Source organism: Actinoallomurus acanthiterrae (assembly GCF_054775715.1).
Genome location: NZ_BAAHCO010000001.1, coordinates 9,946,858 through 9,967,582 on the forward strand (window position 1 = coordinate 9,946,858; position 20,725 = coordinate 9,967,582).

Genomic DNA, 20,725 nt, shown 5'->3' on the forward strand with positions numbered 1-20,725 from the left:
CGAAATCGGTCGCCGCTGATCGGCGCTCCTGTGATGATGAGCCGATGGCCGGACCAGAACGCACGGATCATCGCGGCTACGGCGAGGCCGTCATCCGCGAACTGCAAGCGCTCGACATCTGGGTCGAAGGACACCTGGGCATCCAGCAGAGCGCGTCCAAGCGCGCCATGTCGATCAGCCTCGACCCCTTGCAGTTCTGGGACAACCGCCGCTTTGAGAACACCATCAGGGTCGGCCTCGAATGGGACGAGGAGCAGGGCTGGACCGTGCTCGACACGAATGAGCCCGGAGCGGTGCGAGGCCTCGCGTACACCTATTACGGCCTGGGCATGGACCTGGTCCCCGAACCGGCGGAGGTCGCACGAACCGTCGAGGCGCTATGCGCTGACGAGAGCTTCAGTGACAGGTCCATCTATAAACGCCGAAGAGCCGAAGACCACGACCCGGAATTCGAAGCGGCGCTGGCCGCTCATCTTCGGCCCGCAGACGGCGATTGAGGCCGGGCGCGTTCGCAGCGCTGGGCGGCCTCGCTGGACTCGTCAGCCACCTGCCTCACAAGTCCGCCGAAGTTGGCCGCGAGGCGTCTCGCGTTCCGCGCCGACTCCGGCTCGGCCTCCTCCGCCTCGGCGCGCAGCGCTCGAAGATCCAACCCGGACTCGGCGAGGGCCGCCTCATCCCAACGGTCGAGCCGGTCGGCTCCGGCCTCCGGATGGAACTGCACGCCCCAGGCCCGCTCTCCTACGCGGAAGGCCTGCACCGGACAGGCTTCACTCTCGGCGAGTCGTACGGCGTCGGGCGGGAGCTCGGTGATTTGATCTCGATGGTTCTGAATGACGCGGAATTCCCCGGGCAGCCCGGCGAACAGTCGGTCGGTCTCGGCTTCGCGGCGCAGCGAGACGGGACACGATCCGCGCTCCGGCCGACCATGCTCGCCGCGCACCGCACCTCCGGTCGCCACAGCCAGCACCTGAGCGCCCAGGCAGATACCCAGCAGCGGAACGCCGTCGGCTACCGCACGCCGGGCGAGCTCGCGTTCCACCGGCAACCACGGGGCGTGTTCGTCGTCGTCAGGCAGAAAGCCGCCTCCCAGCAGCACGACCGCGTCGAAGCCATCTGGCGTGCTGGGGGTCGAAACGCCAGGGACCACCATGACTTGCAGCCCCATCTCTTCCCACCACGATCGGAGGCGCCCGATTCCGCTCCGCTCGGCGTTCTGGACGACGAGGACGCGCGGGGATCGGGAATGAAAGGAAGTCACTGCCGCACTCATGACTGGGGCCCCTACCGCGGGCGCGTCCCGAGATGCTGGGACAGGCGCAACAGATAGCCATCCGGATCCTGCACGGCGAACTGCCGCACGCCCACGGCATCAACAGCTCGCTCGTACCAACGCTCTTCCAACGGCAGGAACAACCCGCAGCCGGCGGCCAGCACAGCGGCATGGATCTGCCCGACGTCCTCCACCTCGATGCTGAGGTTGATGCCCCGCCCATAGGGGTGGTCAAGCTCCGCACGGGGGTAGAGCCGGTCGCGACTCAATGGCTGCTCCAGCATGAGCTCTGCCCCACCTCGCTCCAGGTAGGCGAAACGCTCCTCCGGACGTGCGTAACGCACCTGGAACCCCAGCAGGCGGTAGAAGGCCAGGCTGGCCTCGATGTCGGAGACGATCAATTCCGGAACCAGACACGACATCTCGTCACCACCCGAGTTCCGTGAGGTCCTCCGGGCTCAGCTTCAGCGCGGCGGCGGCGATGTTCTCCTCCAGGTGCGTCAGGGAGCCGGTGCCGGGGATCGGCAGGATGTTCGGCGACCGGGCCAGCAGCCAGGCGATGGCCACCTGCGGCACGGTCGCGCCGTGCCGGGCGGCGACGGCCTCCAGGCGCTCGGCCGTGATCGGCTGGAAGCCCCCGACCGGGAAGAACGGCACGTACGCGATGCCCGCCTCCGCGCAGGCGTCGACCATGGGATCGTCGTCGCGTTGGGCCAGGTTGTAGAGGTTCTGCACACAGGCGATCGGCGCGATCGCGCGGGCCTGCGCGAGCTCTTCGGCGGAGACGTTGGAGACGCCCAGGTGGCGGATCAGGCCCTCCTCGCGCAGCGCGAGCAGCGCCTCCAGGGGCCCGGCCAGGGAGGCCTCGGAGCGGTCGAGGTCGCCCATCCGCAGGTTCACGACGTCCAGGCGGTCCACGCCGAGCGACCGCAGGTTCGCCTCCACACCGCGACGCAGATTGCCGGGCGTGAGCCCGGTCTTCTCCGCCGCGGGCAGGGCGATGTCGGAGCCCTCGACCAGCGCGCCCACCTTGGTCACGATCACCAGATCGTCCGGGTAGGGAGACAGCGCCTCCCGGATCAGCTCGTTGGCCGCCACCCCGTCACGCGCGTAGTAGTTCGAGGTGTCCAGGTGGTTCACCCCGAGCTCCACGGCCCGGCGCAGCACGGCCAGGGCCGTGGCCCGGTCCGGCCGGTCGCCCCGCGGCCAGCCGGTCAGCTTCATCGTGCCGTACCCGATCCTCGCGACGCTCAGGTCGCCGCCCAACGCCCACCGTTCCATCGTCACGACCACCAACCCTAAAGCGCCGGAGTGAAACCCGGGGCCGGGCACGGAGCCGGGTCGGTGTGGCATTTGCCGCACGATGTTGATCTTGGAAAGGTAAGATCCCGCTCTGGAGCGCCGGGAAGCCTGGTCGGCAATGACCACAGGCATACCCAGGAGGCGCCGGATGGCCGAGTTCCCTCAGCCGCCCGATCGACGGCCGTGGGCGGAACGTCGCCTCCGTGAGGTCCGGGCTCCGATCCCTGTGCGCGTCCACCGCGGACACCGGCGCACCCTCGCCGCTGCCGCCGGGGGACCACGCGCGACCGTTCCCCGGGCCGACGCAGCCCATCACCCTCCTGGAGGAGTGTCATGACCAACCCCGGCGAACCGTGGCCCGAACAACCCCCTGGGGGATCACCTGGTTTCGTCCCTGCGGGTCCGCAGCCGTACGGTGCTCCCCCGCAGCCGTACGGACCGGGCGCCTACCCTCCTGGAGTCGGGCTGAATGACGATGCCATGTGGTCGCTGCTGGCCTACGTCGGCCAGCCGGCCTTCGGCTTCATCGCACCGCTCGTCGTCTATCTCGCCCGCAGGAACCAGTCGCCGTTCATCCGATTCCACGCCGCCCAGGCCCTCAACCTGGCACTGAGCTACATGATCGTGCTCATCGGCGGCGCGGTCATCGCGTTCGTCAGCCTCCCTGGCCATCCGGCCCTCGTCCTCGCCCTGGTGGTCTTGCTGGTGTTCGTGCTCGCGGCCGTGCACCTGATCTACGTGATCATCGGTGCGATCAAGGCCAAGCGCCAGGAGATGTACCGGCTGCCGGTCTGGCTGTGCTGGCGCATGATCCGGTGATCAGCCCTCCGGCTCGGTCCGAGTGGTCGCGGCGCAGGCCGCCTCCCGGCTCAGCCGGCCTGCGGCGCGCCGTACGCGATACTGAGCCGCATGAGGCTGATCGGCACCGGCCCGGATCGATACTGGCGCGCCTCCTCGATCGCGGCGAAGGTGGCGCTGGCCGCGCTGCTGGTGTTCGCGCTCACGCATCGCGACTGGGACCGCTTCGCCGACAAGGCCATGGGCACCCGCGCCATCGCGTACCCCCTCGTCGCGCTGCTCGTACCGGCGGTCTGGGCGATGTGGCGGCGGCTGCGCGGCCCGGTCCGCTACCCCTGGGACGTGGACGCGTTCCTCGTCGCCCCCTTCGTCATCGACGTCGCGGGCAACGCCGCCGACCTCTACGACCGCGTGAGCTGGTTCGACGACGCGTGTCACTTCGGCAACTGGGCCCTGCTCGGCGCCGCGGCGGGCGCCACGCTCCGGCGCGGACGGGCACTGCCGGCGTTCGTGCTCGCGCTGTGCGTCACCGGGCTCGGCGCCATCGCCGCGATCCTGTGGGAACTGGCCGAGTACCTCACCTTCATCATGGGCACCCCGGAGACGGTCGGCATCTACCGGGACACGCTCGGCGACGAGGCCCTCGGCCTGTCCGGCGCGGCGGTCGCCGGGGTAGTGACCGCGCTGCGTGCGCGCGTCGCCACCGGAGCCCGGCCGGCACCGCGCGCGGACGGCGAGCCGGCCTGATCAGAACGTCGTAGGACCAGCGGCCGATGGGCGCATGATCATGGGCTCTCTAGGCTGGGGGCCACCCCGTCGGCTCACGATGGACCCGCGCCCACCAGGAGGTATCCCGATGCCGGCTGACGCCACGGCTCATGTACGCATCGCCCGCCCGTCACGTGACCTGCGGGCGGCGGAGCGCTTCTGGATCTCGGGTCTCGGCCTCGACGTCCTGTTCCGGCATGAGTCGGACGGCACTCCCGGAGAGCACTCGCTTCTCATGGCCGGCTGGCCCGACGCCGCCTGGCACCTGGAACTCGTCCACGACCCCGCCGCCCCCATCGATCCGCGGCCGACTCCCGAGGACCTGCTGGTGATCTACCTCGGCGAGCCCGTGCCCGACTCCCTGGTGGAACGGCTCGAACAGCACGGCGGAAAGCGCGTACCCGCGCACAATCCGTACTGGGACAGGTGGGGCGTGACTCTCGAGGACCCGGACGGCTATCGGCTGGTGCTGTCCACCCGCACCTGGTCCAACGCGTAGGGCGTTCGCCCGGCGGGCGGTCGGCTCCTCCCCTAGCGTTGATCCACTTGTGCGGGACGGACGACTTCAGGGGACGGTACGGATGACCGACGGACGAAGCGGCGCGTACGCGGTGACCGGGCTGCCGGACGGTGCGGAGATCGCCTGGGTCGCGGACCTCGGCCACCCGGTCTTCGCGCCGCCGGTTCTCGCCGGGGACACCCTGCTCGTGGGTGACTCGCTGGGGAGGGTCCATGCGCTCGACGCCGTGACGGGCGAGCGGCGTTGGCGTTCTCCCGACCGCGACGACGACGAGACCTGCAAGACGGTCGTCACCGTCTGGCGCGACGAGGTCATCGTCGGGGTCTGCGGCGAATTCAACTACTTCGACACCTTCGCCGGCGCCGGGTACGACGACGATGAGGAGTTCGACGAAGACGAGGAGGATTTCGAGGATTCCACCGACGGGCAGATCAGCATCCTTGATCTGCGATCGGGAAGGCTCCTGCGGACGGCGCCGCGAGGCTGGTACCCCTCCGTCGTCGGCGACCGCCTCATCCTGATCAGCCTCAACGGGGGCGTACGGGCGGTCGCCCTGCCGGACCTGACTCCGCTGTGGTGGAACAGGGACGCGACCGGGCGGGTACAGACCGCCCCCGCGGCCGGGCCGGACGATCTCATCTACCTGTCCGGTGGACGAGAGGCCAACCGCACGCACGGCGGACTCCTAGCCTTGGACCTTCGCACCGGCGCGGCCGCAGCCGTCCCGCCCGCGCCACCCCGCCTCCCTGCGCTGTTTGCTCTGCTTACCCCGGGTATACACCTGGAACGGTCCGATGCATACCTGAGGTGAGCAGAGCAAAGTCCTGTGGACGTTCCCGGCTTGCCCGAGGTCCGGACGCCCCGAAACGACCGCTGGCCGTGACCATCACGAAATCCGGGCCAGAACCCACTCTCGTACGTCGTGCACCCGGACGCCCGGCGTCGTGTAGTACGGATCGGCGTCCATGATCGCGTCCAGTCCCGTGCGGTCCACGTCGAAGATCAGCATCGCGCCGCTGTCGTCCGCCCACGGTCCGGCGGCGATGAGCCGCCCCTCGGCGTGCAGGCGGGCCAGGAACTGGCGGTGGGCGGGACGGGCGGCGAGTCGTTCGGGGCTCTCGGTGAAGGCGAGTTCGACGATCAGCATGCGGCCGACGGTACGTTCGTGGGCGTGACCACGTCTGTATCGGTCGATACACCTGAGCAGTGGCGGTCGCTGAGCGCCGTACCGTTGCTGGCCTCGCTCCCGGACGCGGCCTTGCGGCAGGTGTGGCACGACTCCGCGCCGCGCGCGGTGCCGGCCGGGCAGGTGCTGCGCAACGCGGGCGATCCCGCCGGTCACCTCCTACTGCTGTTGCGCGGCCGGGTGGCCGCCGCGACCACGACGGCCACCGGACGAGTCATCCGCTTCGGCGACTGGACGGCCCCCTGCGCACTGGACAAGATCGCCGTGATCGACGGCGGAGGACACACCGCCACCCTGACCGCACTCATGCCCTGCGTCGTGCGAAGCCTGCCACGCGACCGTTTCCTGACCCTCGTCGACGACGCGTCCTCGGTGCGGACACACGTGCTGCGCACTCTCGCCGGGCACGCGCGGCGGCAGCAGGAGCGCCTGACGGCGACGGCCACGCTGCCACCGATGCCCGGCTGTCGGCCTGGCTGCTGGACCAGGCGGCCACCGTTCCAGACCGCCCGGTCAGCCTTCCCGGCAGCCAGCAGGCCCTCGCCGACCTGCTGGGGGTCACCCGCGTGACTATCAATCGCGCCCTGGCCCGGCTGCAGCACGACGGACTGATCGAACTCCACCGCCGCACCATCGTCATCCTCGCCCCGGAACTCCTCGAGCTCCGCGCGCACGGCCGCCCCCTCTGACGATTAGTTGGCCGGGTCAGTGATCAGCGAATTCCCACCACGCCAGATTGGCGGCCGCCTGGGCCACCGGCTCGATGATCTCCCACGCCTCGGCGATCAACCCATCGTCGAACCGCCAGATATCGACGACCGCGATCCCGGGCCCGGCGCCGGGAAGCCGGCGCCGCGAGTACATCACGACGTGATCACCGTCGGCCAGCACGTGATGGACCTCGACCTGCATCTCGGCGAGCGGGATGAGCGCGGAGCGTACGGCGGCGAGCCATTCCGCCTTGGTCGACGAGGTGGAATCCGGCCGGTGATGGACGAAGTCGTCGCTCAGCAACGCCTCGAGCGCATCGACGTCGCCCGTCTCGACCAGTTCCGCCAGCGCCCGTTGGACGGTGCTCTTGTTCTCTGTGGTCATTGCGGCAGTGTTTCCGCCGTCGCGAGGGTTGTCGATGAACTCGGATTTCATGGCGCAGGACCCCACGATGAGTAGCATCGCTGGTCATGCACACGGTCGGGGAGCTGTTGCGGCAGTGGCGGCATCACCGGCGAATCAGCCAACTCGATCTCGCGATCGCCGCCGACGTCTCAGCTCGTCACGTCAGCCTGGTGGAAACAGGCAAGTCCAACCCGAGCGCCGACATGGTCCTCCGGCTCGCGGATCAGCTCGACGTGCCGTTGCGTGAGCGCAACCGGCTGTTGCTCGCCGCCGGTTTCGCACCCCGGTACGCCGAGCGGCCGGTCGACGCGGGCGCGATGTCGGCGGCATGGGACGCGGTCGAGAGGGTGCTCCGCGCGCACGAGCCGTACCCGGCGCTGGTCCTCGATCGCCGATGGAACATCGTGATGACCAATCGCGCTGTCGACCCGTTCTTCGCGGACGTCGCCCCCGACCTGTTGCGGCCGCCGATCAACATGGTGCGGCTGGGACTGGACCCGCGCGGGCTCGCTCCTCAGATCGTCAATCTGGCCGAGGCGCGTGCGGTACTCCGTACCCGCATCCGGCGTCAGCTTGCCATCGTCCCCGACGCCGAACTCACCGCGCTCTACGAGAAACTGCTGGCGCCCGACGCCGAGGACGCGAGCCACCCGGACGAGTCCGAGGTCGTGACCTCGATGATCTTTCGCTTCGGCGGACGAGAACTGCGGCTGTTCTCGACCATCACCACGTTCGGCACTCCGGTGGACATCACCCTGGACGAGGTCGCGATCGAGTCGTACTACCCCGCGGACGCGGAGACCGCCGCCTACTTCACGAAGTAGATCCGCCGTACGGCGTCCTCGTCGGTGGCGTCCACGTTCCTTCGTCGGATGTCGGGTGCGGGGATCAGATCCTGGTCGCGGTGACCAGCCAGGCCTCGATGCGGCCCGGTGGGACGGAGACGTCGATCGCCGAGGGCTCGATCGAATCGAGCCGCCACCCGTCGCCGAAGTCAGCGGTGATCTCCTCGTGGGTCAGCTTGTGCGGTCCCCACCGGCCGGGCTCGCGGTCGCTGATGCCGAGCATGAGGAATCGGCCTCCGGGTCGGAGTACGGACCGCAGGGCGGTGACGTAGGAGGTCCTGTCCTGTTCGCCGAAGACGTGGAACAGCCCGCTGTCCAGCACCGTGTCGAAGGATTCTCCCAGGTCTGCCAGGCGCCTGGCGTCGTGCCGCAGGAAGCGTGCGCGAAGGCCTCGTTCGTGGGCCTTGCGCTCGGCCGTACGCAGGGCGTTGCCGGCGAGGTCGACGCCGGTCGCCTCCAGGCCGAGGCCGGCTGCCAGCAGGGTGTGTTCGCCGGTGCCGCATCCGGCGTCCAGCATCTGCCCCTGGAGCGCACCGGCCTCGGCCAGTGCGAGGAAGGCCGGCTGGGGTCGGCCGATGTCCCAGGGCGGTGGACTGGCGTACAGATCCTCCGGCGTCGCCACTCCCCGGTGTGGATGGCCGTCTTCACTGCTCATCGGGTTTCTCCCGTCGTCGCCTCACACTCACGCACCGCCAATTTATCGAGACAAGTGTCTACGATCAACACGAATGTCTACAAAAGCAGCGCTGTCTATAGGGCGACGCCGTACGACCTGGGTGTTCACGACATCGTCGGGCGGACTCCGACGAGCTTGGTGAGGAATCGGTCGATCTGGTCTTCGAGCGGGGGCCAGGGAAGGTCGGGCTCGTTGACGCGCATCGAGACGGCGCCGTGGACTGCCGCCCTCAGGTCGAGTGCCACCGCCGTGGCGTCGTCGGCGGGCGCGAGTCCGGCGTCCATGCACCGCTGTACGGCCGCCGTGACGCGTTCGGCGAGCTCCTGTTTGAAAGCCAGGTGCGTCCGCTGGTTGAGGGTGCTCTCGTGGAGCACCTTGTAGAGGCCGGCGTGGTGGCCGACCCAGGTGCCGATGAAGAGCAGCCGGGCCCGTAGCCGGCCGACCGGGTCGGCCGCGGCGGTCTCGGCCTGGTCGAGATCGCGCATCAGGTCGCGGTGGCTGCGCTCCAGCGCGGCGTAGACGAGGGTGTCCCGGTCCTCGAAATGGATGTACACGGAGGTCGCGGCGATGCCGACCTCCCGCGCCACGGCGCGCAGGGACAGCGCCTCGTCGTCACCGAGCTCGTCGAGCAGCCCGAGGGTGGCGGACAGGATCTCGTTCCGCAGCCGTTCGCCCTGGCCACGGGGGTTGCGGCCGCGTGCGCGTCGCGGCGCCGGACCCTGCGCCTCGGAGGTCTCATCGTGCGCTGAGGAGGTCGCGTCCATAGATCCGCCATTGTATTGGAACGATCGTTGCCTTACAGTCGTAGCGCTACAGCCGTTCACTCAATGAGGGAGTCCTCATGCACGTTCCGTCCGACACCCAGGCGAAGGCGCTGGACCCGGTGTTCGCGGAGATGAGCGCCGCCACCGACCGCAAACTCTGGGAGGAGATCCCGGAGCTGTCGACGCGGGAGAAGATCCTGCTGTCGCTCGTCGCCGACGTCTGTCAGCAGACGCTCGGGCTGCCGTTCGAGTCGCACGTCGTGATGGCGCGGGAGCACGGCCTGTCGGCCGATGACCTCCGGGAGCTTCTCCGCTTCATCTCGTACGACAGCGGATATCCGGCGGCGCTGGCCGCCCTGGCGCGGCTGGCCGACGTCGAGCGCGAGCAGGGTCTGGCCGGCCCCACCGGCCAGAGTCACGAGGTGAACGCCGACGGCACGGAGAGCCCGATCCCCGCGCGGACCCGGCAGGCCGTCCGCAACCTCGACGCCCCGTTCGCCGACTACATGGACCTGCAGTCACGCATGCGCGCCGGCATGAGTCTCCTGAGCGTACGCGAGCGCGCGTTCGCGACGATGACGGTCGACGTGCTCTACCAGACGCTGGACGAGAGCTTCCGCACGCACGTGACCCGTGCCCTGAGCACCGGCGCGACCCCTGACGAGGTCCGCGCGGTGGTGCGGTTCTCCGCCCGGTTCGGCATGACGAAGGCATGGCACGCCCTCCGCGCGCTGAACGCGCTGTTCACCGAGACCGGAACCGTCTTCGCCTGACCGCTCCCCGGCGAGGCGGCCTCCGCGTGATCCGCCCGGCCGCCTCGCCGATCCACGGCTCCGGCGGTGAGCCGATCAGCCGCTCGCCGGGCGCGGCCCCTCGATATGGCCGATGCCTTCGTTGAGGACGGTGGCCGCCCTCCGGACATCAGCGGCGACCGCCTCGTACAGCCGGGCCGGGGCCAGACCACGGCCCAGATGCAGGCGCAGGCTGCGAGCCTGAACCTCCCACAGCCCGAGCAGCGCCACTGCCACGATCCGCACCTCCGGGGCGTCCGGGCTGGTCGCGGTGCGATCGGCGAGTAGTTCGCCGACCACACCGGTCAGCCGGTCCGTTGTGTCGCGCTGATGGGCGCGCAGCGCGGGCGTGGAGGCGATCAGGGCGCCGAACCGCTTGACGGCGGCGATGGCCCGAGCCTGGTCCCGCTGCGCGTCGAGCCAGGTCGTCAGGGCATCCAGCTCCCCCTCCAGCACACGCAGGCAGGCCTCTACCGGCGTGAGGTCGGGGACGGTCAGGATGGTGCGCAGGGAGGCCTCGGTCGCCTCCCAGCGGTCCAGGATCAGCGTCTCCTTCGTCGGGAAGTAGTTGAACACCGTCTTCACCGAGACCCCGCACGCTTCGGCGATCTCCGCGACACGGACGGCGTCGAACCCCCGCTCGAGGAACATCTCCGTCGCCGTGTCGGTCAGCCGCTGTCGCGTCAGCCACTTCTTCCGCTCCCGCAGCCCCCCGGTCGGCGGCTCGCCACCGCTGAAGCCGCGCAGGGCCGACCAGTCCACCGTCGTATGGGCGCTCATGACCCACAGATTAGTACTCTCGATATAAATTTACTTCTAGAGTATTTTTTTACCTAGCTGTAGAGACGTCTGTCCGGGAGGGCTCATGAGCAGCACCATCCACATCGTCCGTGACTACCCCCACCCACCGGCCAAGGTCTGGCGCGCCGTGACCGACCCGGAGCTGATCCCCCGCTGGACGGCGACCGGAGCCGGAGCCCGGCCCGAAGGCTTCCTTCCCGTCGTTGGGAACAGGTTCAGGTTCGTCGCGAAGCCCAAGCCCGGCTGGAGCGGTGTGGTCGACTGCGAGGTCCTGGAGGTGGAGGAGCCCGCCCTGCTGCGCTACTCCTGGCGAGACGAGGCCGGCGGCGAGGTGACCGAGGTGGCCTACCGCCTGGAGCCGCTCGCCGACGGCACGCGCTTCACCTATGACCACACCGGTTTCACCGGCATCGGCGGAGCCTTGATGGCCGCGGTGCTCGGCCGCGTCCGCCGCAAGATGCTCAGCGTGGGCCTGTCCGCCGTCCTGGACGATCTCGACGATGAAAGGCTCCCCCACGTTTGAACGCGAGAGCAACCGCAGCGGCCCCTGGCGTTGCCCCGGCGGCGGCGCCGTGGTAGATCCAGTGCTCGTGCCGCGTGCCGGCGCCAGGTGGACGGCGTCGGCATGGAGGCACCGTGATCAAGGAGACCGCCATGCGTCCACGCCTTCGGTCCCGCTAAGGGGCGTCTGGGCCTGATCGGCCCGTACCGCGGTCCAAGCCGAACCTGCCACCGCCGCATCATGGGCGGCCGGTTCCGTGTGCCCTCCTTGATCGAAAGTGATTCATGTCTGATTCGTACGCTGAGTCCACCCCGGCTCACGCGGGTGCTCCGGAGGACCGGGCACGGTCCCTCGGCGGGCAGTTGGCCGAGGTTCACCAGTGGCTCCGTGCCGAGCTGGCGCGGCTCCGCGAAGAGATCGCCGCCTATCCCGGCGGCGACACCGTACGGTCCCCCGCTCCGCTGCGGGTGCACTGCACGGCCTTCTGCCAGGCGCTGACCCGGCACCACACCAGCGAGGACACGACGGCGTTCCCGGCCCTCGGCGAGCGGTTCCCCGAGCTGATCCCCGTGCTGGAAGAACTGCGGCAGGACCACCAGCTGGTCGCCGACATCCTCCGCAGACTGCAAGAACTCCTCGCGACTCTGACACCGGACAACGCCGTGCCGGTACGGCGTGAGCTCGACGGGCTGACCGCGATCCTCGAGTCCCACTTCCGGTGGGAGGAGCGAAGGCTCCTGGACGCCTTCGACGCGCTCCGGACGCCGGAGGCGAGCGAGGACCTGTTCGGCCCGACCGTCCGCGGCGATGGCGAACACCGCCGGTAGGAGCCCCGGCGGCGTGACGCGTCCCGTGGGACGATCGCGAAGTGGCGCGCTTCGATCGTTACGTGGAGGAGCTGCTCGACTTTCTGCTGACGCGGCTGGATGAGCCCGGCTTCGATCGTCTCCTCGTCCATGAGCCCCGGCGGATGTCGGCCGCGTACGTCGAGACGGGCGGCGGCCGCTGCGAGACGCGAGGGGTGTTCTTCACGGGTTGCGGCACGTGCTCGCGGATCCCGCCGGGGACGGTGTTCACCGGTTACCCGGGCATCGACGTCGAGGACTGGCCGTGCACGCCGGTGCGGTCCCTGATGCTGCGGTTCGCCGACGACCCGGGGTACGACGAGGCGTGGAGACCCGCGTATGCCCGGCTCGTTTCCGGGAGGTTCGTCCACGAGGACGAGGTCGGCCGGTAACCGCCAGGCGGTCCGTGAGCCAGGGGAGCAAGGCCCGGCCGTGGGCGGTGGATCCGGCTCGCTGGACGTTCCGGGAGGCGGGTTGTGTTCAGTTGAAGATTCAACTAAACTCACCATCGCTACTCGTTGAACATTCAAGCACAGGAGCGACCATGAGCGTCACCGCCACGGACCTTGGACTGACCGCAGGCACCTGGAACATCGACCCGGCCCACTCCGAGGTCACCTTCACCATCCGCCACCTCATGACCAAGGTGCGCGGCTCGTTCACCGAGTTCTCGGGCTCCGTCGAGATCGCCGAGGACGTCCAGGCCTCCACCGCCACCGCCGAGATCAAGCTCGGGTCGATCGACACCCGGAACGCCGACCGCGACAACCACGTCCGGTCCGCCGACATCCTCGACATCGAGAACCACCCGGCGATGACGTTCCAGACCAAGGGCGTCCGCGTCGAGGGCGACACGAACCTGCTCGACGGCGAGCTCACGATCAAGGGCATCTCCCAGCCGGTCACCCTCGAGGTCGAGTTCATGGGCGTCGGCGAGGACCCGTGGGGCGGCACGCGCGCCGGCTTCAGCGCCACCGCCTCCATCAACCGCAAGGACTGGGGCATCGAGTTCAACGTTCCGCTGCCCGGCGGCCAGAAGGCCCTCCTCGGCGACAAGGTCGACCTCCAGCTGGAGATCCAGGCCGTCCGCGCCTGAGACCTCGCACACCACGGTCGCCGTACGCACCACGGCATAGAGCACTCGCGGGAACACCGCGGGTGCTCTCTGTCATGTTGAGGGTGCCCTCAATCGGGTATCGCGGAACAGCAGAGGACACATTCGCGTTGATCCGTTTGGGATTCGATGTGAGAGCGAGGTGGCCATGGCGGCGACCACGAACGACAGCAGGCGCGTCAGGCGGCCGGGGCGGGCGGCCGACGGCGATCTGCTTGGGGCATACCTGGATGAGATAGCCGCCACGCCACTTCTGAACGCCGAAGAGGAGATCGAGCTCGCCCTGGCCATGGAGGCCGGGCTGCTCGCCCACAACCACCTCGACGAGGACACCTTCCCGGACGGCGCGACCCGCGAGGAGCTCGAGGAGATCGCGGCACGCGGCGACGCCGCGAAGGACCGTTTCATCCTGGCCAACCTCCGCCTCGTCGTCAGCGTGGCCCGGCGCTACCCCACGGACGGCCTGAGCCTGCTCGACCTGATCCAGGAGGGCACGATCGGCCTGATCCGGGCCGTCGAGGGCTTCGACCCGCGCCGGGGTTTCAAGTTCTCCACCTACGCGACGTGGTGGATCCGGCAGGCCATCGGCCGGGCACTGGCCAACTCGTCCCGGTCCGTACGGCTGCCAGGCGCGGTGCACACCGACGTCAACCGGCTGCGCAAGGCCCGCCGTGAGCTGGTCCTGCTGACCGGCTCGGAGCCGACCGACGAGGAGCTGGCCGCCGAGCTCGACCTGCCGGTGGAGCGCATCGGCGAGCTGGACCGCTGGGACCGTACGCCCGCGAGCCTCGACGCCGTGGTCGGTGAGGACGAGGAGACCTCGCTCGGCGACCTCCTCGCCGACGAGACCACGCCCTCGCCCGAGGAATCGGCGATGGCGAGCGTTCAGCTGGAGATCATCGACGACATGCTGGAGCGCCTGGAGCCGCGTGAGGCGGTCGTGCTGCGCGCGCGGTTCGGCCTGGAGGACGGCACCGAGCACAGCCGCCGGGAGATCGCGACCCGCCTGGGCGTGTCCGCCGAACGGGTCCGGCAGATGGAGCTGGCCGCACTGCGCCGCATGCGCGAGATGGCCCAGCGCATGGACGCCCCCCTGGCCGCCTGACACCGACCAGAAAGACGGTGGTCCGGCCCGCGATCAGCGGACCGGACCACCGTTTCATATGGCCAGAAGAGGCCGTCGGAGCCGGCCCAGAGCATGGACGTACCCCTGGCCGTCTGACCGGGCGCGCTCACCTGTCGGGTCGCACCCTGGCCGCGTAGCCGGGCGCGCTCACCCCCTGGTTCGCTGCCATGTCGGCCGGCCACGGCCCCGGGCGAGGAGACAGGCGCGGGTCGCACGGACGGTGAAGGCCAGCCGGGCGAGGCTGGCGGCCGAGGCCGCCACCGCCGGAAACGCGGCGAACCGGCCGGGCGCGCCGGCCGCCTGCGCGGCGAGCAGGGTGACCAGGGTGATGTCGATCGGGACGGTGCCGCCGACGGCGACGGTCGCGGTGGCGAGCGGACGGGCGGGCAGCCACCGGGCGAGCCGTCCGGTGGTGGCCACGGTGAACAGGGTGCCGGCGATGGCGATCGCGAGGGCGACCACGGCCAAGTGGACGGCCGGCCGGGCTCCGGCGGGGATACCGGCCCAGCGCCAGGGCGCGGTGGGCCGGGCGGCGATGCCGCCGGCCAGGGCGGCGCCCACCCACAGGGCGCCGATCAGCGGACCGGCTGTCAGCACCGTCAGCGCGGTCCGGCGAGCCTGGGCGGCGGCGAGCTCGGCACGGAATCCGTCGGCGACCTGATCCGGGCCGCCGAATTCGGTGACGGCCGCGTGGGCGGCCTGGACGGGGTCCATCCCGGCGTCGGCGTGGGCATCGGCGGCGTCGGCGAGCCCGGCGGCCAGCTCGTCCAGGATGTCGCGGCGCGCCCTGTCCGGGCCGATCAGCCTGCCGGCGGTATCGGCCAGGTAGGACCCGATGACGTCCTCCGGAGGCCCGGGGGGACCGCCCGGACGGGTCATGGTGTCACCGGCCGTTGATGTGGACCGAGCAGAGCGGTGACGGCGGCGGAGAACTCCCGCCAGGCGTGCCGTTCGGCCTCGAGCGTCCGGCGGCCACTCGAGGTGAGTTCGTACACCCGCCTGCGCCGGCCGCCTTCCTCCGACCACGTCGCGCGCACGAATCCGGCTCTCTCCAGCCGGCGCAGCGCCGGGTAGATCGTGCCGGTGGGCAGGTCGAACCGCCCCTCGCTGCCGACCCGCAACGCCTCCATGACCGCATAGCCGTGCCGTGGGCCGTCGTCCAGCGCGGCCAGCAGCATGCCGTCCAGATGGCCCTTCAGTGCTTGTGCGCTCATACGTAGCAATGCTACTGTCCAGACATAGGTAGTAAAACTACATGTAGCAAAGCTTCCCAACGGCTCCTCAGGGCTGGATCACCGGGCCGCGCGGGCCCCGTCGGCGGGCCCCTCACGCGCCGGGACCTCGGCTTCCGCCGATCCCTGGCCTTGCGCGGCCCCGCCCGCGGCAACCTCGGACACCGCATCGACGAGACGAGGACGTCGGCATGGACACGACGATCGACTCACCGGCCGTCACTGACAGACGTGGATCCCCGCGCCGCCGATCGGCCGGCTACTGGACGGCCACCGTCCTGGTGGCGGGCGAGATGGGAGTGGGCGGCATCTGGGACATCGCGCGCATCTCGTACGTGCGCGATGTCGTGACGCACCTTGGCTATCCGTCCTACTTCCTGGTGCTACTGGGCACCTGGAAGGTGCTGGGCGCGGTCGCCATGGTCGTTCCGCGCCGCCCGTTGCTCAAGGAATGGGCCTACGCGGGCGCCTTCTTCACGTACACCGGGGCCATCGCCTCCCACCTGACCACGGGCTACGCCCTCGGTGAGCTGGTGCCGCTCACCGTCTTCACCGCACTGACCGTACTGTCGTGGACACTGCGGCCTCCGGGCCGCCGCATGGGCCGCTCCGCCAAGCCCTGAGCCCGGGAGGACGCAGAGGCCGAATCCCGGGCTCGCGATCGCTGGATCCACGGTCCCATTCGAGCGCCCGGCAATTAGGTCCTGCGGCTCTGTTTCCGGGATGGACGGTCAGGCAGGGTGAGCGTGCCCACGAATTCCAGGGGACGACCGGGTCTCAGTGCGGTGCGGTTCCCCGCGGTGGAAAGGACTCCCTTGCTCAGTCTGACCAAGCACGGCATCAAACTCCTGACGGCGACCGCGTTGGCGGGAGCGACCATCGCGGCCGGCACCGGAGCGGCGTCGGCACAGGCCAGGACGGCAGACGCCGCACCCGCCGCGAAGTCGGGCGTCTCCACGGCCAGGACCGGAGAGATCACCTGCCCGCGAGGCTACGCCTGCTTTTACGACCACACGTATTACCGGTGGGGGATGGTGTACGACAAGCCGACGAAGAAGCACCCCTACAAGTGCAATGTGGTCGAGCGGTGGAGTCTGCAGGCACCGGCGGTGTCATATCAGAACCGGACCACGTACAAGGTGAAGCTCTTGTCATCGAGGGGGAAGACAATCCGCACCATCCCGCAAAGGGGCGTGCACGGCGCCTTCAGTCCCAAGAGCGGGATCAAGGGAACCGTCGCCTACGCCTGCTTCGTCAAGCCCTGACCGCTGCCCCCGGCTTCCGATGAAAGGAACTCCCTTGCTTAGTAGGACCAGACACGGCATCAAACTTCTGACGGCGACCGCATTGGCGGGTACGGCCATCGTGGCCGGCGCCGGAGCCGCATCCGCGCAGTCGGGCGGCGTCGCGGCCAAGGGCGGACCGATCACCTGCCCGAGGGGAACGGGCTGCGTTTACGACACCACCTATTACAAGCACTCGATGACTTCCATCGTCCCCAAGTTCTTCCTCAACAAGTGCACGAGGAACTCAGCGTTCGCACTCCGCTACAATCCGGTCAATTCCTATCAGAACCGGACCGTGTACAAGATGAGGATCTACGACCAGAGCTTCAAGCTGATGCGCGTCGTCCCGTCACGAGGACACCATGGCGCCTTCAGCCCCAAGAGCGGGTTCAAGAAGTACGTCGGCTGGATCTGCTTCGTCAAGTGATCCTGCCGCGCACCGGAAACGCCGGGGAGAGCGGACGACGAGTCGCTCCCCCGGCGTCGGTGCCTCCTGACGGTGGTCAGCAGGTGAGGTTCGCGCCCGGGTCGACACCGATGATCGCGGCGAAGCTCCGGTAGAGGCTGACGCGGTGCTGCATCTGGCCAACGTTCTTGCCGTTGCACTCGAGCGCGCCGTTGATGCTGCGGATCGTCTCGCCGAACCCGCGCTGGTTCACCATCGCGTCGTGCGGCGTCACGGTGCCCGCGCCACGTTGCGTGTTCCAGAACCAGAGCGCCGTCTTCCACGAAACCGTCGCATCCCGCTCCACCAGCCACGGATTGCGGAGCAAATCGACGCGCAGGGCGTCACCGGCCGCCTTGTAGTTGAAGTTCCAGCTCAGCTGCAGGGGGCCACGCCCGTAGTACGCGGCCTGGCCGGCCGGGCAGCCGTACGGCTGGTTCCAATCGCAGTAGTGCGGATAGTTGGCGGTGTTCTGCTCCACGACGTGGACCAGGCCACCGGTCTCGTGTGAGACGTTGGCCAGGAACGCCGCCGTTTCCCGCTTCTTGACCGCGTCGCCGCCGGTGTTGGCGAATCCGGGGAAGGCGCTCATCGCCGAGACCAGCCCGTTGTAGGTGTAGAAGCCGTTCCGCCTCGGGAACATCTGGTCGAAATCAGCCTGGCTGACGACGAATCTTCCGGCCTTCGCGACCGCCGATTCCGGGACAGCCCAGGCTGCGGTAATCACGCGGGCGGTGCCGACCAATCCCACCGCCGCCATTACGGTCGAAACAGCGAGAACTCGTCTGATCAACGCACTTTCTCCTCACGGAAGAGCGGGCCATGCGACCCCGTTCCGCTATACCCCGTCCGCCCAGTGCGACAACAATATTCTTCCGAAGGCATGGTCACGCCCGACGTGTCGCATTTTGTGAGGAGAATTGTCAGGCGTGAACGCGGCATCGGCACTTTCTTCACGAGGCCGCGTACAGGAAACGCCGGGGGGAGCGGGAGACGAGTCGCTCCCCCCGGCGTCGGTGCCTCCTGACGGTATCCGAGCACTATCCGCTAGACACCACCTCCTCCTTCGCGCTACCCCGCGCGAGCCTTTTAGGCGACGTCGGCGGTCAAACCCGCGACGGTCGCATCGAGAGAACTGGTCGTTAGGGGCATCAGCACCGGTTCGGTCACCCGGAACCGTTCGACGCCCCGTTTGGTCAGATGCACGCGCAGGTCGACCCAGCCGTCCGCCGTACGGCACCGGCCCCGTTCGGGGAAGTGCAGGTCCCCGGCGGAGATCCGGGCCCCCATGACATGGACCGGCAGAAGGATCTGCGCTCGCGGCGTGAGGGCCCGGCAGGAGGCCCTGATCCGCCCGGCGTACGCGGCGGCACGGCTGCGCTCGGCCCGTGCGACCCGGGCGTGCTCGGCCGGTGCGACGCGGGTGTGCTCGGTCGTGGCCGGGGCGATGCGGCCGGGGACCGCTCCGGCCAGGTCGCCGGCGGGATCTCGCAGCATCGCGTGCGAGGGCGCGAGACCGAGGACGCCCGGATGCGCGCCGGTCGCGGGGCGGCCGTCCGTACGGCCGATGCCGAGGACCTCGATCATGAGAAGGTCACCCGGCTCCGCGCCGACCACTCCGACCGGACCGCACAGCAGTTCGCCGCCTTGACACTCCATTCGTACGGAGCCGCCCGCGACCAGTTCGGCGACGGGCGGGATCTCCGGATGCCAACGATCGTGGCCGGACGCGTGGCGGACGGTCGGGACCGGGGCGGCGGGCGTGAACAGCATCGTTTTGGTCCCTTCGATCGCCGGCTTCGGAACACCTCAATCCTGCACTCGGGGCTGTTTCGGTGTGGTTTCGCGCCTCTTAAACCGCCGTCAACGGACGTTCACCGGGATCAGACACTGGATCACCATCAGCGGGACCTGCAACACCCGCGAGGAGGTGCTCAAGCGGGACGGCACGAACGTCGTGACCGACTCGAGCTGCGCGGCCACCTCCGGCAGCCGGCACAGCCCGTACGACGGGGCGACCTGGATCCCACCACCTGGAAGCCGTCGCTGACGTCGTTCTGGTGCACGTACGCGCGCGCCTGGATCCAGGTCAAGTGGTACTACAGGCTGACACTCCAGAGCGCGGAGAAGACCGCGCTGACCAGCATGCTCAACACCTGCTGACCCCGCGCCGCACGGCCCCGGGGGCCCCGGGGCTAGCGGAGGCCCAGGGGACGAGCCAGGGCCGTACGGATCCAGCGGTCAACGAGGGCCGGGTAGTCCAGGCCCGTCGCCGCCCACATCTTCGGGAACGCCGAGGCGGGCGTGCAGCCGGGCATCGTGTTGATCTCGTTGAGGATCAGCCGGCCGTCCGGGGTGTAGAAGAAGTCCACCCGGGCGAGCCCCTCGCAGCTCAGCGCGTCGAACGCCTGGACCGACAGCCTCCGGACCTCGTCGATCACGGAGGCCGGGAGCTCCGGCGGGATGTCGAGCGACAGGCCCTCGTCGAGGTACTTGGCCTCGAAGTCGTAGTAGTCGTGGCCGGAGCCGACCCGCACCTCCGCGGGCAGGCTCGCCTCGGCCGGGTCGTCGTCGAGCCCCTGGAGCACGCCGCACTCGATCTCGCGCCCCGGCACGGCCGCCTCGACGATCACCTTGGGGTCGTGCTCGCGCGCGACCTCCACCGCGGCCTCGAGCTCGTCCTCGGACTCGACCTTCGAGATGCCCATGCTGGACCCGGCGCGGGCCGGCTTCACGAACACCGGCCAGCCCAGTTCCTTGATCTCGTCGACGACCTGCTTGCGCTCGCGCCGCCACTGGCGGTCCTTGACGACGACGTACGGGCCGATGGGCAGGCCGCAGCCGCGCCAGATCGCCTTCATGTACTCCTTGTCCATGCTGGCGGCGCTGGCGAACACCCCCGCCCCGACATAGCGGACCCCGGCGAGCTCCAGCAGGCCCTGGATCGTGCCGTCCTCGCCGTACGGGCCGTGCAGCAGCGGCAGCACCACGTCGACCTCGCCGAGCGTGCGCGGCACCTCGCCCGGCTCCACGACGACCAGGCCCCGGCTGTCCGGGTCGAACGGCAGCGCCAGCGGCAGCCCGTCCTCGGCGACCTCCGGCAGGCGGCCGTCCTCGATGGCGAGCCGCTGCCCGGAGGCGAGCACCCAGCGGCCGTCGCGCGCGATGCCGATCGGGATGACCTCATAGCGGTCCTGGTCGATGGCGGCCATCACGCTGCCCGCGGTGAGACACGAGATCGCATGTTCCGAACTACGTCCGCCGAAGACGACGGCGACCCGCATCCTGCTCATCGACCCCACCTCTTCTCACCTGCACCGACAGTCGGGTCCACCGAC

The 20,725-nt window shown here is 69.4% G+C and carries 30 protein-coding genes; 17 read left to right on the forward strand and 13 right to left on the reverse strand.

Translation table 11 applies throughout. The features are described 5' to 3' along the window. Positions 1-44 precede the first annotated feature (44 nt). Complete coding sequence (locus ACYVF7_RS46815) at positions 45-497, forward strand: DUF6292 family protein (protein ID WP_460352555.1); 453 nt, start codon at positions 45-47, stop codon at positions 495-497. Here ACYVF7_RS46815 and ACYVF7_RS46820 read toward each other — a convergent pair. From ACYVF7_RS46820 to ACYVF7_RS46830, 3 genes are all read right to left on the reverse strand, one after another. Then, positions 470-1,165: a type 1 glutamine amidotransferase gene (locus tag ACYVF7_RS46820; protein ID WP_460352556.1), complete on the reverse strand. Its 696-nt coding sequence runs from the start codon at positions 1,163-1,165 to the stop codon at positions 470-472. The genes ACYVF7_RS46815 and ACYVF7_RS46820 overlap by 28 nt on opposite strands. A 116-nt stretch (positions 1,166-1,281) precedes the next feature. After that, positions 1,282-1,671: a bleomycin resistance protein gene (locus tag ACYVF7_RS46825; protein WP_460352557.1), complete on the reverse strand. Its 390-nt coding sequence runs from the start codon at positions 1,669-1,671 to the stop codon at positions 1,282-1,284. Between the two features lie 25 nt (positions 1,672-1,696). After that, on the reverse strand, positions 1,697-2,551 hold the full coding sequence (locus ACYVF7_RS46830) for an oxidoreductase (RefSeq protein WP_460358489.1): 855 nt from the start codon (positions 2,549-2,551) through the stop codon (positions 1,697-1,699). A gap of 354 nt (positions 2,552-2,905) precedes the next feature. Between ACYVF7_RS46830 and ACYVF7_RS46835 the strand changes: the two genes are divergently transcribed. The 4 genes from ACYVF7_RS46835 (at position 2,906) to ACYVF7_RS46850 (ending at position 5,469) form a co-directional block, all read left to right on the forward strand. Then, positions 2,906-3,391 carry a DUF4870 domain-containing protein gene (locus ACYVF7_RS46835; RefSeq protein ID WP_460352559.1) on the forward strand — a complete coding sequence of 162 codons (486 nt, stop codon included), beginning with the start codon at positions 2,906-2,908 and terminating at the stop codon, positions 3,389-3,391. Between the two features lie 90 nt (positions 3,392-3,481). Then, positions 3,482-4,117: a hypothetical protein gene (locus ACYVF7_RS46840; RefSeq protein ID WP_460352561.1), complete on the forward strand. Its 636-nt coding sequence runs from the start codon at positions 3,482-3,484 to the stop codon at positions 4,115-4,117. A gap of 109 nt (positions 4,118-4,226) precedes the next feature. Continuing rightward, on the forward strand, positions 4,227-4,637 hold the full coding sequence (locus ACYVF7_RS46845) for a VOC family protein (RefSeq protein ID WP_460352562.1): 411 nt from the start codon (positions 4,227-4,229) through the stop codon (positions 4,635-4,637). Positions 4,638-4,719: 82 nt separating this feature from the next. Continuing rightward, the gene (locus ACYVF7_RS46850) at positions 4,720-5,469 is read left to right on the forward strand and encodes a PQQ-binding-like beta-propeller repeat protein (protein WP_460352564.1); all 750 of its coding nucleotides are present in this window, start codon (positions 4,720-4,722) and stop codon (positions 5,467-5,469) included. 75 nt (positions 5,470-5,544) lie between these two features. Here the strand turns inward: ACYVF7_RS46850 and ACYVF7_RS46855 are convergent, their stop codons facing one another. Further along, positions 5,545-5,805, reverse strand: a complete 261-nt coding sequence (locus ACYVF7_RS46855; RefSeq protein ID WP_460352566.1) for a YciI family protein — start codon at positions 5,803-5,805, stop codon at positions 5,545-5,547. A gap of 24 nt (positions 5,806-5,829) precedes the next feature. Between ACYVF7_RS46855 and ACYVF7_RS46860 the strand changes: the two genes are divergently transcribed. Then, positions 5,830-6,414 carry a Crp/Fnr family transcriptional regulator gene (locus ACYVF7_RS46860; RefSeq protein WP_460352568.1) on the forward strand — a complete coding sequence of 195 codons (585 nt, stop codon included), beginning with the start codon at positions 5,830-5,832 and terminating at the stop codon, positions 6,412-6,414. Further along, entirely contained in the window at positions 6,324-6,533 is a 210-nt protein-coding gene (locus ACYVF7_RS46865; RefSeq protein ID WP_460358492.1) for a Crp/Fnr family transcriptional regulator, read from the forward strand. The genes ACYVF7_RS46860 and ACYVF7_RS46865 overlap by 91 nt, the downstream gene beginning before the upstream one ends. Before the next feature lie 16 nt (positions 6,534-6,549). On the opposite strand, the gene ACYVF7_RS46870 is transcribed toward ACYVF7_RS46865, so the two are convergent. Next, positions 6,550-6,939, reverse strand: a complete 390-nt coding sequence (locus ACYVF7_RS46870) for a nuclear transport factor 2 family protein (protein ID WP_460352569.1) — start codon at positions 6,937-6,939, stop codon at positions 6,550-6,552. An 86-nt stretch (positions 6,940-7,025) separates the two neighbouring features. Between ACYVF7_RS46870 and ACYVF7_RS46875 the strand changes: the two genes are divergently transcribed. Beyond that, positions 7,026-7,784 carry a helix-turn-helix domain-containing protein gene (locus tag ACYVF7_RS46875; RefSeq protein WP_460352571.1) on the forward strand — a complete coding sequence of 253 codons (759 nt, stop codon included), beginning with the start codon at positions 7,026-7,028 and terminating at the stop codon, positions 7,782-7,784. Positions 7,785-7,848: 64 nt separating this feature from the next. On the opposite strand, the gene ACYVF7_RS46880 is transcribed toward ACYVF7_RS46875, so the two are convergent. After that, positions 7,849-8,460: a class I SAM-dependent methyltransferase gene (locus ACYVF7_RS46880; protein WP_460352573.1), complete on the reverse strand. Its 612-nt coding sequence runs from the start codon at positions 8,458-8,460 to the stop codon at positions 7,849-7,851. 125 nt (positions 8,461-8,585) lie between these two features. After that, positions 8,586-9,245: a TetR/AcrR family transcriptional regulator gene (locus ACYVF7_RS46885; protein WP_460352574.1), complete on the reverse strand. Its 660-nt coding sequence runs from the start codon at positions 9,243-9,245 to the stop codon at positions 8,586-8,588. A gap of 77 nt (positions 9,246-9,322) precedes the next feature. On the opposite strand from ACYVF7_RS46885, the gene ACYVF7_RS46890 reads away from it, so the two are divergent. Beyond that, positions 9,323-10,018: a carboxymuconolactone decarboxylase family protein gene (locus ACYVF7_RS46890; RefSeq protein ID WP_460352575.1), complete on the forward strand. Its 696-nt coding sequence runs from the start codon at positions 9,323-9,325 to the stop codon at positions 10,016-10,018. 75 nt (positions 10,019-10,093) lie between these two features. Here the strand turns inward: ACYVF7_RS46890 and ACYVF7_RS46895 are convergent, their stop codons facing one another. Further along, entirely contained in the window at positions 10,094-10,816 is a 723-nt protein-coding gene (locus ACYVF7_RS46895) for a TetR family transcriptional regulator (RefSeq protein WP_460352577.1), read from the reverse strand. An 85-nt stretch (positions 10,817-10,901) separates the two neighbouring features. On the opposite strand from ACYVF7_RS46895, the gene ACYVF7_RS46900 reads away from it, so the two are divergent. From ACYVF7_RS46900 to ACYVF7_RS46920, 5 genes are all read left to right on the forward strand, one after another. Next, complete coding sequence (locus tag ACYVF7_RS46900) at positions 10,902-11,360, forward strand: SRPBCC family protein (RefSeq protein WP_460352579.1); 459 nt, start codon at positions 10,902-10,904, stop codon at positions 11,358-11,360. A gap of 263 nt (positions 11,361-11,623) precedes the next feature. Beyond that, positions 11,624-12,166, forward strand: a complete 543-nt coding sequence (locus ACYVF7_RS46905) for a hemerythrin domain-containing protein (RefSeq protein WP_460352581.1) — start codon at positions 11,624-11,626, stop codon at positions 12,164-12,166. Positions 12,167-12,207: 41 nt separating this feature from the next. Continuing rightward, complete coding sequence (locus ACYVF7_RS46910) at positions 12,208-12,576, forward strand: hypothetical protein (protein WP_460352583.1); 369 nt, start codon at positions 12,208-12,210, stop codon at positions 12,574-12,576. 152 nt (positions 12,577-12,728) lie between these two features. Continuing rightward, a complete protein-coding gene (locus ACYVF7_RS46915; RefSeq protein WP_460352585.1) occupies positions 12,729-13,280 on the forward strand; it encodes a YceI family protein in 552 nt (183 codons plus the stop codon). 166 nt (positions 13,281-13,446) lie between these two features. Further along, positions 13,447-14,403, forward strand: a complete 957-nt coding sequence (locus ACYVF7_RS46920) for a sigma-70 family RNA polymerase sigma factor (protein ID WP_460352587.1) — start codon at positions 13,447-13,449, stop codon at positions 14,401-14,403. Between the two features lie 168 nt (positions 14,404-14,571). Here the strand turns inward: ACYVF7_RS46920 and ACYVF7_RS46925 are convergent, their stop codons facing one another. Both ACYVF7_RS46925 and ACYVF7_RS46930 read right to left on the reverse strand, forming a co-directional pair. After that, a complete protein-coding gene (locus ACYVF7_RS46925) occupies positions 14,572-15,303 on the reverse strand; it encodes a permease prefix domain 1-containing protein (RefSeq protein WP_460352589.1) in 732 nt (243 codons plus the stop codon). Beyond that, complete coding sequence (locus ACYVF7_RS46930) at positions 15,300-15,638, reverse strand: PadR family transcriptional regulator (protein WP_460352591.1); 339 nt, start codon at positions 15,636-15,638, stop codon at positions 15,300-15,302. The genes ACYVF7_RS46925 and ACYVF7_RS46930 overlap by 4 nt, the downstream gene beginning before the upstream one ends. A gap of 209 nt (positions 15,639-15,847) precedes the next feature. Here ACYVF7_RS46930 and ACYVF7_RS46935 point away from each other — a divergent pair, with 209 nt between their 5' ends. The 3 genes from ACYVF7_RS46935 (at position 15,848) to ACYVF7_RS46945 (ending at position 17,369) form a co-directional block, all read left to right on the forward strand. Beyond that, the gene (locus ACYVF7_RS46935) at positions 15,848-16,279 is read left to right on the forward strand and encodes a DoxX family protein (RefSeq protein WP_460352593.1); all 432 of its coding nucleotides are present in this window, start codon (positions 15,848-15,850) and stop codon (positions 16,277-16,279) included. A 192-nt stretch (positions 16,280-16,471) separates the two neighbouring features. Then, complete coding sequence (locus ACYVF7_RS46940; RefSeq protein WP_460352595.1) at positions 16,472-16,921, forward strand: peptidase inhibitor family I36 protein; 450 nt, start codon at positions 16,472-16,474, stop codon at positions 16,919-16,921. Between the two features lie 34 nt (positions 16,922-16,955). Continuing rightward, positions 16,956-17,369 (forward strand): hypothetical protein, encoded by a 414-nt coding sequence (locus ACYVF7_RS46945; protein ID WP_460352597.1) that lies wholly within the window; start codon positions 16,956-16,958, stop codon positions 17,367-17,369. A gap of 76 nt (positions 17,370-17,445) precedes the next feature. Here the strand turns inward: ACYVF7_RS46945 and ACYVF7_RS46950 are convergent, their stop codons facing one another. From ACYVF7_RS46950 to ACYVF7_RS46960, 3 genes are all read right to left on the reverse strand, one after another. Next, complete coding sequence (locus tag ACYVF7_RS46950; RefSeq protein ID WP_460358494.1) at positions 17,446-18,147, reverse strand: chitinase; 702 nt, start codon at positions 18,145-18,147, stop codon at positions 17,446-17,448. 329 nt (positions 18,148-18,476) lie between these two features. Further along, positions 18,477-19,160, reverse strand: coding sequence for an acetamidase/formamidase family protein (locus ACYVF7_RS46955; RefSeq protein ID WP_460352599.1), 684 nt, complete (start codon positions 19,158-19,160; stop codon positions 18,477-18,479). Between the two features lie 422 nt (positions 19,161-19,582). Beyond that, complete coding sequence (locus tag ACYVF7_RS46960; RefSeq protein WP_460352601.1) at positions 19,583-20,680, reverse strand: D-alanine--D-alanine ligase family protein; 1,098 nt, start codon at positions 20,678-20,680, stop codon at positions 19,583-19,585. Positions 20,681-20,725 lie beyond the last annotated feature (45 nt).